This window comes from Streptomyces sp. NPDC054841 (assembly GCF_053611045.1).
This window is the reverse complement of record NZ_JBSGZO010000196.1, coordinates 1-15,145: the sequence shown is the minus strand read 5'-3', so window position 1 is coordinate 15,145 and position 15,145 is coordinate 1. Positions and strand designations below refer to the sequence as shown.

The window sequence follows — 15,145 nt, the reverse complement described above, 5'->3', positions numbered from 1 at the left end:
CACGATCTTTTTGGCGTGCTTCCGCAGCTGATGCGAATATCCGAGCGGGCCGCTTCATTCGAGTGGGGACAGCAGGAATCCCCGGCTTTCGGAGTTTCTGGCGCGGTGACGGATCGTTACAGAACGTGTAGCTGCACGACAGGCATGCACGAGCATCCGCAATATGCCTGAGCCGTACGTCACTTGCGCGTGCGACACACGTCGCCGAAGGGGAGATTCACTGATGAAGTCCATGAGGGTCGCTGCGGTCGTTGCCGGTTCCCTGGTGGCCGCGGGTGCCGCCGCCCCGGCTTTCGCCGCTTCCGAACTCACTCCGAGCAGCCTCAACGGGGCGGTCGGGACCGTCGCGGAACAGACCACGGCCGCCGTGGAGCCGCTCGCGAACGGGGCGCTGGACACGGAGAAGAAGGGCTCGCTGCTCAGCGGCGTCAAGGGCGCCACCGGCGACCTGGGCAAGGTCAAGCAGGCCGCCCCGAGCCACCTCCTCGGCGGACTTCCCCTGGGTGCCTGAGCGCCAGTGACGAATTCGCCCGACTGAATTCCGTGGATTGCGCTGGATGAGCGATGTCGATGGTGCGGTTCCGGGCCGGCCCGGCGGAACGGGAGTTTCGCCGGGTCGGCCTTTCGTCACCGGCCGGTCCGCCGTCGGTCCACTGCCGGTCCCGTGCGCGGGTGCGTACGAGCGAGCGAGCGCGACACCTTCGGGGTAATCGGTGGCGGAGCTCCCCCGCGCGTGTGACATGGGAGCCCGAAGGATCCCGGTAAGTCGCTAAGGTCCGACCGTGACCTCAACCCCCAGCGCAGTACGCGCCTTCCGCCCGGCCCAGCTGGGCACCCTCGTCGTCATCGCCTGGAGCGGCGAACATCCTGACGACGAGCGCGACATGCCTTTCCTCCTGGCTTACTCACTCGGGGACGGCGACGGCGGCCCCGAAGGGGTGGGGGCCGCCGCCCGGCAGCTGCTCGAGGAGGTGGGCCTGCCGGTCGGGACCGAGTACGTGGACGCCGCCCAGGCCGTCGGCCTCCCCGTCAGTCTCCTTGTCGAGGCGGGCCAGGCGGTCCTGACGATGCCTCATCTCACCGCCCAGTGCGCGGTGCCGCCGGAGTGGCTGGCTGCGGTGCAGGAGCGGGGCCATGTCTACTTCGTCTTCGCCACCCGGCCGTGGCCAAAGGCGGCTCCCGGGGTGCCGGTCACGGAGGAGGAGCTGCGGGAGTTCGTGGGCGACGAGGCGATGCTGTCGACGGCGGCGCACTGCCTGCTGCCGGTGCGTCAGCTGCGGGGGTGAAGCGCCAGCGGACGCCAAAAGGCCCGACGGGCGGGTGCATGACCGCCTGCCGGGCCTTGGTTACGCCGTACGGATCAAAGGTGCAGGGGTGCGCTCGCCGGGCAGCAGGCCGCGGGGTGCGCGACCTCCCGGGTGACCCCGGCGAGCCTGAGTGGTATCCAGCGGCTCGGGGCGGCGGCCGCCCCCGGGTGGCGAAGCGTCAGCTTCATGATCGAGCTCCTCGATGAACAAGGGTCAGGGACAACCGCGACGCTATTCGGAATCTGACGATCCGTCGCGTTGAGCGGTGCGGCGATTACTGCGTGTGCGCATCGGCCCAGGTGGGCGAAGGGTCGGGGAACCGACCTTGCAGGACCGGTCGGAGAGGGGACCTGGAAAGACATGGAGACACAAGCGAGGGCACGCGTCCCGCGCCCGGCGACGGCACCGGACGACGCCCCGTCAGATGCGGTCGGCGGTAGCCGCGGCTTCGCACTGCTGCTCGTCGTCACGGGCGCGGCGGGACTGCTCGCGTCGTGGGTCATCACGATCGACAAGTTCAGGCTGCTCGAAGACCCGCACTTCACGCCGGGCTGCAGCCTCAACCCGGTGGTGTCCTGCGGCAACATCATGAAGAGCGACCAGGCCGCGGCCTTCGGCTTCCCCAACCCGATGCTGGGCCTTGTCTCGTACGCCGTCGTGATCGGCGTCGGGGCCGGCCTCCTGGCGGGCGCCCGCTACCGCCGCTGGTTCTGGCTCGCCCTCAACGCCGGCACCCTCTTCGGCGTCGCGTTCTGCACCTGGCTCCAGTTCCAGTCGCTGTACCGCATCAGCGCGCTGTGCCTGTGGTGTTCCCTCGCCTGGGCCGCCACGATCCTCCTGTTCTGCTACGTGACCCGCCACACCGTCGAACACCGGATGCTGCCGGCACCGGCCGGCCTGCGCAGCGGCCTGCGCGAGTTCGGCTGGGTACCGCCGGTGCTGTGGACGGGGGTCATCGGGATGCTGATCCTGACGCGCTGGTGGGACTTCTGGACGAGCTGACGTCAGACCTCCGGGATCCGGGTGAAGCGGCCCGCGATGTGGAGGTCGGACTCGATGTGGGCGGCGGTGGCGCGGAGTTGGGGGAGCACGTCCGTGAGGCACTCGTCGGGAGTGCGGCGGGTCGTGTGCATGGCGACGTTGAGCGCGGCGACGGTACGGCCCGTGTGGTCGTGGACCGGAACGGCCAGGGAGCGGAGTCCCTCTTCGAGTTCCTCGTCGACCAGGGCATGGCCCTCCTGGCGGACGCGGTCGAGGAGCGAGGCGAGACGGGCGGGGTCGGTGATGGTGCGGGGGGTCAGTGGCCGCAGCTCGGTGCGGCCGATGCGGGCCGTGCGCTCGTCCGCGGGGAGGCCCGCGAGCAGGACACGGCCCATGGAGGCCGCGTACGCCGGGAGGCGGGTGCCGACGGTGATGCTGACGCTCATGATGCGCTCGGTGGCGACCCGGGCCGTGTAGCGGATGTCGTCGCCGTCGAGGACGGCGAGGGACGCGGAGTCATGGACACGGCGGACCAGCTCCGCCAGGTGCGGTACGGCGATGTCCGGGAGCGTCGTCCGGGAGAGCGGGGGACAGCCGAGGGAGAGCACGCGCGGGGTGAGGCGGAAGGCCCTTTCCCGTGAGGTGACGTACCCGAGGTGCTCCAGGGTGATGAGGGCGCGGCGGGCGGTGGCGCGGGCGAGGCCGGTGGCTTCGGCGATCGCGCTGAGGCCGAGTTCCGCCCGGCCCTCGCCGAAGGCGGTGATGACGGTCAGTCCGCGGGCCAGCGACTCCACGAACTCCGCGCCGAGCTCGTGCTTGGACGCGGTGGTCCAGTGCGCGAGTCCGGCGGCGGCAGGCTCCGCGGCGGGTGGGGCCTGCCGCAGCTCCTGTTCCATCGCGTCCACGGTCTCGCGTACCCGGGGAAGGACCGCGCGGCGCAGTGAGTCGGCGCTGTGGCGGCTGGTGTGGCTGACGACGCTCAGCGCGCAGGCCGGCCGCCCCTGCGGGTCGTGCACCGGGACCGCGAAGGCGATCAGCCCGGGCTCGATCAGCTGGTCGTCCAGCGCCCAGCCGTCCTTTGCGGCGCGGGCCGCCCGTTCCTCGAAGGCCGCTCCGGGGCGCCACGCCGCCCGTTCCTCGTCCGACCATGCGGCGGCGAACAGCGGGCCCGGCGCGGTGCGTTCGGCGGGCAGCAGATCGCCGATGCGGAAGGTCGGCGACATGGCGCGACGCCGGGTGGTCTGGTGGATGAAGCGGATGCCGTCGCGGTCGGGGACGGCGAGCGACACCGACTCGTCGAGCTCCTCGGCGAGCCGCTCGGCGAGCGGGCCGAGCGGGCCCGGCAGACCGACCGCGGCCAGATACGCGTTGCCGAGCTCCATGAGCCGGGGTGCGAGCCCGGCCTCGTGGCCGTCGAGGCGTACGTAACCCATGCGCGCGAGAGTGGCGGCGATCCGGTCGACGGTGGACCGGGCCAGCCCGGTCGTACGGACGAGTTCGCTGAGGCTCATCCGGCCGCCCGCCTCGGTGATCCCGCGCAGCACGGCGATACCGCGCATCAGCGGACCTACGGCCTCGGCGGGGGGCGTGGCTGACATCGGTTCTCCAGGCGTTGACATGCGTGACGGGTGCACGCACACTCGGGGCGACTCAATTGTGAACTGTAGTTCACCTGGCGAACAAGGCGTCGCGGGCAGGTCGACACCGCCATCCTGGGAGGCATGCAGGTGTCCGCAGGCGGGGATCCGGCCGACGGGTCCGTACCCGGAAAGGTGATCAAGGGCCCGTGACCGGCGACGGATTCGCACTCGTCGGGACCGTGCCTGGAGTCACCCGTGCGGATGTGCGTGCGAAGACCGCCGCACCCATGAAGGAGCTGACATGACCGACCGACTGCGCGATGTGTACATCGTGGACGCCGTCCGTACGCCCATCGGCAAGTACGGCGGCGCCCTGTCCGGCGTGCGCCCCGACGATCTCGCCGCGGGCGTGCTCGGCGCCCTCGTCTCCCGTACACCGGAGCTCGACCCGGCCCGTATCGACGACGTCTTCTTCGGTGACGCCAACGCCGCGGGCGAGGACAACCGGGACGTGGCTCGGATGGCGGTGCTGCTCGCGGGCCTGCCGGTCACCGTCCCCGGCACGACCGTGAACCGGCTCTGCGGCTCCGGCATGGAGGCCGTCATCCAGGCCGCCCGCGCCATTGCCGTCGGCGACGCGTCGATCGCCGTCGCCGGCGGCGTCGAGTCGATGAGCCGTGCGCCCTGGGTGGTGCAGAAGCCGGAGCGCGGCTTCCCCGCAGGTCACCAGCAGATGTACTCGACGACCCTCGGCTGGCGGATGGTCAACCCGCGCATGCCCGACGAGTGGACCGTCGGCCTCGGTGAAGGAGCGGAGCTGCTCGCCGAGCGGTACGGCATCGGGCGCGAGGAGCAGGACGCCTTCGCCCTCGCCAGCCACCGGAACGCGGCACGGGCATGGTCCGAAGGGCTGTACGACGGCGAGGTCGTCCCCGTCGACGGCGTGGAGCTCGCGCGCGACGAGTGCATCCGCGACAGCACGTCGCCCGAGGCGCTGGCCAAGCTGAAGCCGGTGTTCCGGACGGACGGCAGCGGGACGGTCACCGCGGGCAACTCCTCCCCGCTCAACGACGGCGCCGCCGCGCTGCTGCTCGTGGACGAGGACGGTCTGCGCGCCACCGGCCGCGAACCGCTCGCCCGCATCGGCGCCTCCGCCGTCACCGGCATCGAGCCGCAGTACTTCGGGGCAGGACCGGTCGAGGCCGTCCGCCGTGCCCTGAAGAAGGCCGGCCGGGAGTTCGGCGATCTGCACACCGTCGAGCTCAACGAAGCCTTCGCCGCCCAGGCGCTGGCCTGTCTGCGCCAGTGGCCGGGGCTCGACCCGGCCGTCGTCAACCCGCGCGGCGGTGCCATCGCCATCGGCCACCCCCTCGGCGCGTCCGGCGCCCGGCTCACCGGCGCCGTCGCCCACCAGCTCGCCGCCGCGGGTTCCGGCACCGGCCTCGCCACCCTGTGCATCGGCGTGGGGCAGGGCCTGGCCCTGGTGCTGGAAAGGTGACGCGTCCCGACGAGTACGAGCCCCGTGATCCCCACCCGGCAGCAGACGAGGAGCATTGATGCACACCACGGTCGGCATCATCGGCGGCGGCCCCGCAGGACTGCTGCTGGCGCGGCTGCTGCACAACGCGGGGATCGACAGCGTCGTCCTGGAGCGCCGTGACCGCGCGTACGTCGAGCAGCGGCAGCGCGCCGGCATCCTCGAACAGGCCACCGTGGATGCCCTCCGCGCCGCCGGGGCCGGGGAGCGGATGGACCGAGAGGGCATGCCCCACCACGGCATCGAGCTGCGCTTCGGCCGCCGCGTGCACCGCGTCGACTTCCCGTCCCTCGCCGGCGGGCGGAGCGTGATGGTGTACGCGCAGACGGAGGTCGTGAAGGACCTGATCGCCCTCCAGCTCACCGACGGCGGCCCGCTGCTGTTCGGCGCCGAAGTGACCTCCGTCGAGGGCGCCGACACCGACAGCCCGGCGATCCGTTACGTACACGAAGGCCGCGAACAGACGCTGACCTGCGACTACGTCATCGGCTGCGACGGCTTCCACGGCGTGGCACGGAACGCGATACCCGAGTCCGTGCGGACCGCGTACGAGCGGACGTACCCGTACTCCTGGCTGGGCATTCTCGCCGAAGCGCCGCCCGTCTACGAGGAGTTGATCTACGCCCACTCGGAGCGCGGGTTCGCGCTCGCCAGCATGCGGTCGGCATCGGTGAGCAGGCTCTACCTCCAGGTGCCGAACGGCACCGACCCCGCGGACTGGTCCGACGAGCGGATCTGGGACGAGCTCGACGCGAGGTTCGCGACCGAAGCCGACCCGGGGTGGCGGCTGGAGCGCGGCCCGGTCCTGTCCAAGGCGGTGCTCCCGATGCGCAGTCACGTCACCGAACCCATGCGCCACGGCCGGGTCTTCCTGGCCGGCGACGCGGCGCACATCGTCCCGCCGACCGGGGCGAAGGGGCTCAATCTGGCCGCAGCCGATGTGATCGTGCTGGCCCGGGCGCTGATCAGCCGGCGGGACAGCGGCTCGACGGAGCTGTTGGACGCGTATTCGGACACGTGCCTGCGCCGTGTGTGGCGGGCGGAGCACTTCTCGTACTTCATGACGACGACGCTGCACGCGGATCCGGCGCAGCCGGCGTTCGAGACGCGGCTGCAGCTGGCGCAGCTGGAGCGGGTGGCGGCGTCGCCGCACGCTGCGGCGGAACTGGCGGAGAACTACACGGGGTTGCCGCTCGCCTGAATCTCGCTGGTCAGGTGGACTCGAGTTCACCGCGTGCGTGCAACCTCGCCGGCGTCCGACGCCTTGTCACGGCGCCTGCGGCGTGAGGTGGACCGTGAACCAGTCGCGGGCGAGCGCGGACACCTCCTCCAGCGCTCCCGGCTCCTCGAAGAGATGCGTCGCGCCCGGGACGACCGTCAGTTGGTTCTCGCAGCGCAGCGCCGCCTGGGCCTGGCGGTTGAGGTCCAGGACCGTCGTGTCGTTGCCGCCGACGATCAGCAGCGTCGGCGCGCGTACGCCGGGGAGCCGGGAACCGGCCAGATCGGGCCGCCCGCCGCGGGAGACCACGGCGCCGACCTCCTTGCCGGCGGTGGACGCCGCCCACAGCGCCGCCGCGGCGCCGGTGGACGCACCGAAGTAGCCGATCGGAACGTATACGCGGGTGCGCAGCCACTGGGTGGCGCCCGCGAGCCTGCGGGCGAGGATCTCGATGTCGAAGACGTTCGCCCGGTCCGCGGCCTCGGCCTCGGTGAGCAGGTCGAAGAGCAGGGTGCCGAGGCCGGCCCGGTTGAGGGCCGATGCGACGGACCGGTTGCGCGGGCTGTGCCGGCTGCTGCCGGAGCCGTGCGCGAACATCACGACCGCTCCGGCCCCGTCCGGCAGGGTGAGTTCCCCGGCGAGCCGGACGCCGCCCGCCTCGACGTCGACGCCCTCGGACTCCGCACCCCGGGGATCGACACCCCGGGGATCGAGGCCCTGGGGGCCGTCGCCCCCGGGATCGCTCTGCGCGGCCTCGGCCGCCTGCGCCAGCAGGGAGACGACCTCCTCGTCGGCGGTCTGCGAGAAGTCCCGGTACCACTCCCCGACGGCCGAGAACGCGCGCGGCGTCGACAGGCACACCACCTCGTCCGCCTCGGTGCGCAGCCACGAGACGGCGTCCGGCGGCGCCACCGGCGCGGCCAGCACCACATGGGCCGCTCCCTGCGCCCGTACGACCTCGCAGGCGGCCGCGGCGGTGGCGCCGGTGGCGATCCCGTCGTCCACGACGATCACCGTCCGGCCCTTGATGTCGATCCGTGGCCGGTCGGCCCGGAACCGCTCCGCCTGCCGTACGAGTTCGGTCGCCTCGGCCTGTTCCACCGCCTCGACGTCCTTCGCCGATACGTGCCCCCGGCGGACGATGTCGTCGCTGATGACCCGCACCCCGCCCTCGCCGATGGCACCGAACCCCAGCTCCCGGTGGTACGGCACCCCCAGTTTCCGTACGACGATCACGTCCAGCGGCGCCCCGAGCACCCGCGCCACCTGGAACGCCACGGGCACCCCGCCCCGCGGCAGCCCGAGCACAACGGGATCCGTCCCCCGCAGATGCCGCAACGCTTCGGCGAGGCGCTGCCCCGCGTCCACGCGATCGGTGAACAGCACAGTGGGTCACCCCCAAGCCAGGAGGGGAGACAGAAACCACGTCCACACCTACTTCGAACCAACCCCATGGCGGGCCGCTCCGCAACTCGGGCCGGCGGGCACCACTCAGGGCCGGCGGGCACTACTCAGTGCTCCTCCGGCAGGCAGTGCACGGGAATCCGCTGCACGAGGTTGTTGCCGAAGCCGCCGCGGTTCCACGGCTGATCGAGGGGCTGGGTACGCCCGTCGGCATCGGTGGCGCGGACGCTGAGCACATGGCGGCCGGGTGTGGCCGCCCATGCCGTGTGCCAATGGCGCCAGGCCCAGGCGTGGCCCTCCGGCGGTGTCAGTGCGGCGTCGTGCCACGTACGGCCGTCGTCGGTACTGACCTCCACCCGCACGACCGGCGCGTGGCCGGACCATGCGCGGCCCTCCAGTCCCATCCGGCCGGGGCGCACCACACGGGCCCGGGACATGAAGTCCGGGAACCCGGGCGGGATCATCAGGGCGCGCGGCGCGATGCGGGTGACCGGTTCGCCGGGGTCGTCGGGGGACTGCTTGTAGCGGTACGCGACCGACTGCTGGAAGCCGGTGAACGGGGTGTCGGTGAGGCTGATGTCCCGCAGCCACTTCACATGCGCCATCCCGTACCAGCCGGGCACCACCAGCCGTACGGGACGGCCGTGCTGCGGCGGCAGCGGACAGCCGTTCATCTCGTACGCGACCAGCACCTCGGGATCGCTGCCGGTGGCCACGGACAGCGGGAGGCTGCGCTGGTAGTCCTGCTCGACCCCGCGCTCGACGCCGTGGTCGGCGCCCGTGAACACCGCCTCGACGGCGTCCGGCTCCACCCCGGCCTCGGCGAGCAGCGTCCGCAGCGGCACCCCGGTCCACTCCGCCGTCCCGACCGCCTCCACCAGCCACGGCTGGCTCACCGGGCGCGGGCTGAGCCGCGCCCGGCCGTTGCCCGCGCACTCCATCGTGACGCGGTGGGTGACGGGCTCGTACGCCCTCAGCGCCGCCACGTCCAGCATCAGCGGTGCGCGCACCCGGCCCCCTACGGTGAGCCGCCACTCGGAGGCTTCGGCGGCGGGGATGTCGTAGTGGACGAGGACGTAGTGCAGCCCGGGCGGTGTCAGGTCGTAGCGCAGCGCCTCCAGCGGCAGCCCGTGGTTGCGGGCGGCGAGCGCCAGCTCCTCCGGGCTGATGCCTTCACCGGGCCCGGCGAGCCGCCCGGGTGCGCTGATTTCGCCGAGGCGGGCGTCGTCCATGCCCTCATGGTGCGCCGTTCGCGCGCAGGACGCGCTTCAGCGGTGCTCGGGGTTCGGGAAGTCGTAGCGGCACCCGGCGTCCCACTCCGAGCGCTGGTTGCCGTGCGCGGGGATGCCGCCGGCCCGCTTGAGCATGGCGCCGAGGTGCATCAGGTTCCAGGTCATGAAGGTGGTGTTGCGGTTGGTGAAGTCGTTCTCCGGCCCGCCGGACCCGGGGTCGAGATACGAGGGCCCGGGGCCGGCCTCCCCGATCCAGCCCGCGTCCGCCTGCGGCGGGATGGTGTAGCCGAGGTGCTGGAGGCTGTAGAGGACGTTCATCGCGCAGTGCTTCACGCCGTCCTCGTTGCCCGTGATGAGACACCCGCCGACGCGGCCGTAATACGCGTACTGTCCGCGGTCGTTGAGCAGCGACGAGCACGCGTACAGCCGCTCGATCACCTGCTTGGTCACCGAGCTGTTGTCGCCGAGCCAGATCGGCCCGGCCAGCACCAGGATGTCGGCGGCCATGACCCGCTCGTACAGCGCGGGCCACGCGTCGCTCTCCCATCCGTGCTCGGTCATGTCCGGCCACACGCCGGTCGCGATGTCGTGATCGACGGCGCGGACGAGCTCGGTGGCGACGCCGTTCGCCTCCATCACCTCCCGGCTCTTGTCGATCAGCCCCTGGGTGTTACTGACCTCGGGCGAGCGCTTGAGCGTGCAGTTGACGAACATCGCCCGCAGGCCGTCGTAGCGCGGGGCGTCGGGGGAATCGGGGGATACCAACGGAGCCTCCGGGTGACGCGGCTGATCCTCGCGGGGAGCGTAGTTCCGGTGCGACGGCGGGTGTGGGACGACGGCGTCCGCGATCGGGTGATCACGACGGAGCGGCCTGCCGGCGGTTGGTGACGGTTCGGTTGCATGGCCGGGGGCGCCGTTCCCTGCGGTTCGATCGCGTCGTTGGCCCGGGCATGGACGACTTCGGCAGCGATGCGATCCCTGTCCCCGACGCCCGGCTGGCCGGCGCGTACTGGCTCGCCCCCCGTGTGCATGACGAGGCCGGCTGTGAGTGGTGTGTACAACTGCGGGAGGCCGACGCCCGGGCCCGCCGGGCGGCCTGGGAGGGAAGACGTTCCCCTGCGGCCTGGGTCGTACCCCCGGGGCTGCCGCCTCGCCCCGCAGTCCCCGGCGGGGCGCATGCGGGCCGTCGGGATTCACTCGCCGGCGGCGCTCAGGTCGGCGCTGACTGAGCTCGCCACGGAGTCACCCCTTCAGGACCGGCCCTCACGACTCACCGCGGAGGCCGCGCCTGCCGGACTCATGTCCAGGCAGCGCTGGAAAACAATCCGCCCAGGCCGAAGGCCCCCGCGTTGGAGAACTCGGCGAGCGTGTCTTCGTTCCGGCGATGGCGGCCTGAGTAGTCCCTTGAGCCACTTGAGTAGTCTCTCGAACCACCTGAGTAGTCCCTCGAACCACCCGAGTAGTCCCTCGAACCACTTGAGTAGTCCCTCGAAGCAACCTGGTCGGATTTCACAAGGTGACCCTCGGCCGCGAGGACCTGCACACGTTGGAGAACCGTTCTCAGTTCGAGACCGAGTTCGTTCGCGACGACCTGCAGGTCCAGCCCGGAGTGCCAGCTCCACACCAGCACCGAGTCCATCGACGGTGACCAGATGGGACCGGATACCTGAGGCGGCTCGGCCCACATCTGCTCCTCAGCGGCAGCAGCAGAATAGGAATTGCTCGCCCGGTCCGTCGGTGCTGTGTAAGGAGCTGACGCTGCGGCGGCCGTACTCGTCTCTGCCCGAGGGAAAGACGCATGTGTCTCCGAAGCCACCGGACCGGCCTCCCCGCCCATCTCGCCGGTCGGGTCGGTCATTCGCGTCAGCAGATTGGCTGCCACATTGCGGGCCCCCTCCCGGCCTACCGTCCTGCGGGCAACTCTGACCTCGCGTTCCTGCAGGCCCATCATGCCGGCGACGGTGCCGTCGTCACCGACGACCACCGCGAATGCGGCAAGCAACCTCGTACGCTCGGCCTGCGCCTCGTCCAGGGCACTCTGCGCCAGCCGTACCCGGTCGTCGCCGGCGCAGAAGGCTTTTGCCAGTACAGTATTTCTTTCCCACAACTCACGCGGTTCCACACACGCACAAACGCTTCGCCTACCCCCGGGACTCGCGCCTGCGCCAGAATTCACACGATGAGCTCCAATAGCTAAAGGTTTCCGCCTCGCGGTCGTGGCGACGGGGAGCGGGGTACCGGCAGGGGCGCGATGCATTCGATTGCATGTCCCGATCGTCGTACGAGTCGGCAGGCGTATTTACGATTTGGTGGAACTATTTTCGCCAGAACTATTATCGGGGCCGCGGCACGCGCCCGACGGCATCGGGAGGGGACGGCCGTCCTCTCCCGCTCGATTCCACCCCTGCCTCCGCCCATGAGGGGGACGCCGGCGTGGGATCCCGCTCGAGCCGCAGCATGCGGAGCGTCCTTTGTGTCTCCTCCTCGAATGCTCTGCTGGAGGCAAGCCTGTCCCACTGCAGGTCGCGGGCTCCCGGCAGCATCGCGCCGCGTGCCCGCCATTCGGCCACCAGCTGGCCGTAGAGCGGTGTCTGGGTGAGCTCGCCCTGACCGTACGGGCTGTCCGGAGTCCGTGCGCCCGGATGCGCACCGGGAGATGTCACGTCGGGCTGCGAGCCGTCGGCCGGTGCCGTGCCGGAGGCCGACGGCGCACGAAGGTCGGACGCCTCCAGGGCCGGCCGGCGTTCCCACGCACGGACTCCGACCTGAGGAACCGGTGTGGGCAGGGGGTTCGGCCCGCCAGGGGGGACCTGCGGTGTGTTGTAAGAATTCATCATTGACGAAACGATTTCCCGCGCCGACGGACACTTAACTGGCGCCGATATCCTCACCGCCGCGTGCAGCGCCGTTGTCCACAGCGACCGCCGAGGCCACATCCGGGCCGCCGGCGCGGTGTGGCAGCGGTGGTGACACCGGGGGAGGGAGGGAGGGAGCCTGCCTGGGCTCGGGTGCGTTTCGTGAATGAACGACCGAGGCTTGTCCGGCGAATCACATCGTACGGCTTCCTGGCCGGGAATCAGTCAGGAAGAGCGTGATCCACCCTTATGGAGCATTGCGGTGACGCCGCCGAGGCCAGTTGATAGGGAAAACGTATCGCATCACGACCAAAATGAATGCTTTCCTCGGTCCTCACCCGTTTGGATCGTAGGCGGGTGCAGTTGGCGGTGCTTGTGCGGTAGGTGTAGAGCGCGATTTTGGCAGCGCCGCGACGGCCGCGCCGAACTGCACCAGCAATCTTGCCGAAGGGGACTCTCGTCCATGGCGGTCAATCCCTGAGGGGGGTTTCAGTAACATGAACCTTGCGGAACCGGTCACGGTGCATCCGGATCCGACCGGCGTCGGCCAATGTGCCGCCCCCGGCCGGTGGAACGATCCGCTGGCGATCTCCCACTGCCAGACCGTTGATCGCACGCTCGTCATTGCGCTCCGAGGTGAGATCGACGAAATCAGTGTGTATCCTTTGCGGTTCATGCTCACCGTCGCTGTGAAATCTGGATACTCACGCCTCGTGGTGGACTGTGCGGAAATCACGGATTGCGACAAGGAACTCCTCGAACTTTTTCTTTCCTGGAAGCGCAACGGCAGAAATCTTGTCCTGGTCCACCCTTCGTCGCCCGTACGCAGGCTGATTGCGACCGAGATTTCGAGGCGACTTTTCCTGTGCGCAATTTCGGTCAAGCAGGCACTGGACCTGGTGGAGAGGTCAGGGGGGAGTCCGTCCGACCCCCGGATCTGACCGGCACGGCGTCACCGCCGACGCGCCGGACGCCCCGTGTCGGAGACGCCGGACCCGAGGGCCCGCCCGATCGCGCGGCAGCCGCGCCCTGGCCCACACTGGTGTGTGGAGGTGTGTCACATGGCACATGACCAGATCCCGGGTATCGATCCCACCGCGACCCCCAGCGGGGCCGGCTGTGTGGAGTGCCTGGCGGGCGACGGGCCGGGGTGGTGGTTCCACCTCCGGCGCTGCGCCGCCTGCGGGCACATCGGGTGCTGCGACTCCTCGCCCTCGCAGCACGGCACGAAGCATGCGCGCGAAGCGGGACACCCGTTTCTGACCAGCTACGAGCCGGGCGAGGACTGGTTCTGGAACATCGACACCGGGGAGTACTACGAAGGCCCGCAGTTGCCCGGGCCCACCTCGCATCCGGCCTCCCAGCCGACCCCGGGCCCCCGGGACAAGGTCCCCGCGGACTGGCAGGCGCAGTTGCGCTGACGCATCAGCTGACGCATCAGACGGGTGGTGGGACCGGCAGGTGCGGGTCCGTGATCCCGCCGGGACAGGCGAACCCGGCGATGTCCCAGCCTGCGCGCCCGGCTCCGGCCTGGTACGCGCTTTCGTAGAAGGCCAGTACGGCAGCCCGGGGGTCGCTCTCGGCGCGGGCCGCGTCGTACGGCAGCACGGCCAAGTGGCTGCCGCCGCGCTCGGCCCAGCGTGCCGACGCGGGGGTCAGCGGCTCACCGGCCAGACCCGCGGGCTCGGGAGCGGTGTAGGAGTAGAAGGCGGGCTCGGCGAAGCTGTCGTCCCCGAACCAGAAGCCGAAGCTGATCACCTCCCGGGAGTACGCCTCCCGGGTCACCGGGTCGATCTGCCCGGGCTGGTCGGCGTGACGCCCCGAGAACCGGCTGTGGGCGATGTCGAACGTGTGCCAGAAGTGGTGGACCGGGCTGGCCTTTCCCGAGAAGCGGGTCGCGAATTCCTCCAGTACCGACGCCACCTGGCTCAGGACCTGCCAGTAGCGGTTGGCCTGCACGGGGTCGTAGGTCGCGTGCTCGGTGTCCTCGGCGAACGGGCGGGCGGCGTCGGGCAGGTCGAACGGCCTCGGCACGTCGATGTTCACCCGGACGCCCAGCGCGGCCAGCGAGTCCAGGACCGTGTCGTGGAAGGACGCCACGGACTGGCCGAAGAGCGGGAACGAGATCGCCCGGCCGTCGAGTGTCGCGACGATCAGTTGATGGTCGACGAAGTCGAAGTCCATCGTGAAGATCGGATTGCCGTCGATCTGTCCCATGGGACGGGTGGTGATGCCCCGCCCGGTGAGATGGAACGGGACGTTCCACCAGTGATTGCGCCGGGCACTCGCGGCGAGGCGGATCTTGCCGACGACCTGTGCGAACCGGTGCAGCGTTTCCTTGGTGTCCCGCCACTCGACGAGCGGCATCGACGGGAACAGCTCCATCGCACGCCCCTTCCTGCCAGGCGCTCCTGTCGGCCCGGCCATTCCATGATGGCCACGCCGGTCATGCGCGGCACTTCGCCGGACCCGGGACCTCACTTCTCGTCCGCTGCCCCGACCGAGAGGTTGAGCTCAAGATCACGCAGGTCCTTGGTGATCGAGGAACGGACCTTCCGCGCCATGAGCGGCGCGGCCAGCCGGTAGTAGCCGCCGGTGCCGCCCCGGACGCGGATGCGGGCGAGCGTGCCGTGCACATCCGGGGCGAACGTGTACGTGACGTGCATCGGCATGGGGCCGGCCACGGACACCATGTCCAGCAGCCGCGGCGGGTCGTACGCGGCCACGCGGAGCACGTAGTCGATGCGCTTGCCGAGGAAGTACGCGGTACGCGTCACCTCGGCGCCGACCCCGAAACCACCGCCGTCGTCCGCTTCGCGGGTGAGCTCCGCAGTGCGGATGCCCTGGGTCCACTCGTGGTCGTGCCGCCAGTCCATCGCGTAGGCCGCGACGCGTTCGGCGGGGAGCGGGATGAGGCGTTCCGCAGTCTCGTCGATCGTCACTCCTTCAGGATTCCGCCCCGTGGCGCCGGGCGCAGCCTGTGCGGACGGCACACGGAGCGGAGCCGCACGGCGCGGAGCCGCACGGCGG

Annotated in this window: 15 protein-coding genes; 7 read left to right on the top strand and 8 right to left on the bottom strand. The window is 70.7% G+C overall.

The window, feature by feature from the left end; all coding sequences use genetic code 11:
• The first annotated feature begins 223 nt into the window (after positions 1-223).
• The gene (locus ACWGI8_RS24365; RefSeq protein WP_453663910.1) at positions 224-511 is read left to right on the top strand and encodes a hypothetical protein; all 288 of its coding nucleotides are present in this window, start codon (positions 224-226) and stop codon (positions 509-511) included.
• A 271-nt stretch (positions 512-782) separates the two neighbouring features.
• Positions 783-1,286: a DUF5949 family protein gene (locus ACWGI8_RS24360; protein ID WP_453663908.1), complete on the top strand. Its 504-nt coding sequence runs from the start codon at positions 783-785 to the stop codon at positions 1,284-1,286.
• A gap of 74 nt (positions 1,287-1,360) precedes the next feature.
• Here the strand turns inward: ACWGI8_RS24360 and ACWGI8_RS24355 are convergent, their stop codons facing one another.
• Positions 1,361-1,495 carry a hypothetical protein gene (locus ACWGI8_RS24355; protein ID WP_453663906.1) on the bottom strand — a complete coding sequence of 45 codons (135 nt, stop codon included), beginning with the start codon at positions 1,493-1,495 and terminating at the stop codon, positions 1,361-1,363.
• A 172-nt stretch (positions 1,496-1,667) separates the two neighbouring features.
• Here ACWGI8_RS24355 and ACWGI8_RS24350 point away from each other — a divergent pair, with 172 nt between their 5' ends.
• Positions 1,668-2,309 (top strand): vitamin K epoxide reductase family protein, encoded by a 642-nt coding sequence (locus tag ACWGI8_RS24350; RefSeq protein ID WP_453663904.1) that lies wholly within the window; start codon positions 1,668-1,670, stop codon positions 2,307-2,309.
• A 2-nt stretch (positions 2,310-2,311) separates the two neighbouring features.
• Here ACWGI8_RS24350 and ACWGI8_RS24345 read toward each other — a convergent pair whose 3' ends face one another.
• Positions 2,312-3,886: an IclR family transcriptional regulator domain-containing protein gene (locus tag ACWGI8_RS24345; protein WP_453663903.1), complete on the bottom strand. Its 1,575-nt coding sequence runs from the start codon at positions 3,884-3,886 to the stop codon at positions 2,312-2,314.
• A gap of 283 nt (positions 3,887-4,169) precedes the next feature.
• Between ACWGI8_RS24345 and ACWGI8_RS24340 the strand changes: the two genes are divergently transcribed.
• Positions 4,170-5,366, top strand: a complete 1,197-nt coding sequence (locus ACWGI8_RS24340; RefSeq protein ID WP_453663901.1) for a thiolase family protein — start codon at positions 4,170-4,172, stop codon at positions 5,364-5,366.
• Positions 5,367-5,424: 58 nt separating this feature from the next.
• Entirely contained in the window at positions 5,425-6,606 is a 1,182-nt protein-coding gene (locus ACWGI8_RS24335) for a 4-hydroxybenzoate 3-monooxygenase (RefSeq protein ID WP_453663899.1), read from the top strand.
• A gap of 66 nt (positions 6,607-6,672) precedes the next feature.
• Here the strand turns inward: ACWGI8_RS24335 and ACWGI8_RS24330 are convergent, their stop codons facing one another.
• The 4 genes from ACWGI8_RS24330 to ACWGI8_RS24315 form a co-directional block, all read right to left on the bottom strand.
• Positions 6,673-8,010 carry a phosphoribosyltransferase family protein gene (locus tag ACWGI8_RS24330; protein WP_453663898.1) on the bottom strand — a complete coding sequence of 446 codons (1,338 nt, stop codon included), beginning with the start codon at positions 8,008-8,010 and terminating at the stop codon, positions 6,673-6,675.
• Between the two features lie 125 nt (positions 8,011-8,135).
• A complete protein-coding gene (locus ACWGI8_RS24325; protein WP_453663896.1) occupies positions 8,136-9,260 on the bottom strand; it encodes a sulfite oxidase in 1,125 nt (374 codons plus the stop codon).
• 36 nt (positions 9,261-9,296) lie between these two features.
• Complete coding sequence (locus ACWGI8_RS24320) at positions 9,297-9,974, bottom strand: flavodoxin family protein (RefSeq protein WP_453663912.1); 678 nt, start codon at positions 9,972-9,974, stop codon at positions 9,297-9,299.
• A gap of 583 nt (positions 9,975-10,557) precedes the next feature.
• Positions 10,558-11,382 carry a hypothetical protein gene (locus ACWGI8_RS24315; protein WP_453663894.1) on the bottom strand — a complete coding sequence of 275 codons (825 nt, stop codon included), beginning with the start codon at positions 11,380-11,382 and terminating at the stop codon, positions 10,558-10,560.
• Between the two features lie 1,230 nt (positions 11,383-12,612).
• On the opposite strand from ACWGI8_RS24315, the gene ACWGI8_RS24310 reads away from it, so the two are divergent.
• Together ACWGI8_RS24310 and ACWGI8_RS24305 are read left to right on the top strand one after the other, a co-directional pair.
• Positions 12,613-13,056: an STAS domain-containing protein gene (locus ACWGI8_RS24310; RefSeq protein WP_453663893.1), complete on the top strand. Its 444-nt coding sequence runs from the start codon at positions 12,613-12,615 to the stop codon at positions 13,054-13,056.
• A gap of 120 nt (positions 13,057-13,176) precedes the next feature.
• On the top strand, positions 13,177-13,536 hold the full coding sequence (locus ACWGI8_RS24305) for a UBP-type zinc finger domain-containing protein (protein ID WP_453663891.1): 360 nt from the start codon (positions 13,177-13,179) through the stop codon (positions 13,534-13,536).
• A 16-nt stretch (positions 13,537-13,552) separates the two neighbouring features.
• On the opposite strand, the gene ACWGI8_RS24300 is transcribed toward ACWGI8_RS24305, so the two are convergent.
• Positions 13,553-14,500, bottom strand: a complete 948-nt coding sequence (locus ACWGI8_RS24300; RefSeq protein WP_453663890.1) for a DUF5996 family protein — start codon at positions 14,498-14,500, stop codon at positions 13,553-13,555.
• A gap of 92 nt (positions 14,501-14,592) precedes the next feature.
• Positions 14,593-15,057: an SRPBCC family protein gene (locus ACWGI8_RS24295; protein WP_453663888.1), complete on the bottom strand. Its 465-nt coding sequence runs from the start codon at positions 15,055-15,057 to the stop codon at positions 14,593-14,595.
• Positions 15,058-15,145: the final 88 nt, after the last annotated feature.

Excerpts from the sequence above, each read along its gene's own strand:
- ACWGI8_RS24365 (WP_453663910.1), top strand. The coding sequence starts at position 224 with ATGAAGTCCATGAGGGTCGCTGCGGTCGTTGCCGGTTCCCTGGTGGCC.
- ACWGI8_RS24355 (WP_453663906.1), bottom strand. The coding sequence starts at position 1,495 with ATGAAGCTGACGCTTCGCCACCCGGGGGCGGCCGCCGCCCCGAGCCGC.
- ACWGI8_RS24350 (WP_453663904.1), top strand. The coding sequence starts at position 1,668 with ATGGAGACACAAGCGAGGGCACGCGTCCCGCGCCCGGCGACGGCACCG.
- ACWGI8_RS24345 (WP_453663903.1), bottom strand. The coding sequence starts at position 3,886 with ATGTCAGCCACGCCCCCCGCCGAGGCCGTAGGTCCGCTGATGCGCGGT.
- ACWGI8_RS24340 (WP_453663901.1), top strand. The coding sequence starts at position 4,170 with ATGACCGACCGACTGCGCGATGTGTACATCGTGGACGCCGTCCGTACG.
- ACWGI8_RS24335 (WP_453663899.1), top strand. The coding sequence starts at position 5,425 with ATGCACACCACGGTCGGCATCATCGGCGGCGGCCCCGCAGGACTGCTG.
- ACWGI8_RS24325 (WP_453663896.1), bottom strand. The coding sequence starts at position 9,260 with ATGGACGACGCCCGCCTCGGCGAAATCAGCGCACCCGGGCGGCTCGCC.
- ACWGI8_RS24320 (WP_453663912.1), bottom strand. The coding sequence starts at position 9,974 with ATGTTCGTCAACTGCACGCTCAAGCGCTCGCCCGAGGTCAGTAACACC.
- ACWGI8_RS24310 (WP_453663893.1), top strand. The coding sequence starts at position 12,613 with ATGAACCTTGCGGAACCGGTCACGGTGCATCCGGATCCGACCGGCGTC.
- ACWGI8_RS24305 (WP_453663891.1), top strand. The coding sequence starts at position 13,177 with ATGGCACATGACCAGATCCCGGGTATCGATCCCACCGCGACCCCCAGC.
- ACWGI8_RS24300 (WP_453663890.1), bottom strand. The coding sequence starts at position 14,500 with ATGGAGCTGTTCCCGTCGATGCCGCTCGTCGAGTGGCGGGACACCAAG.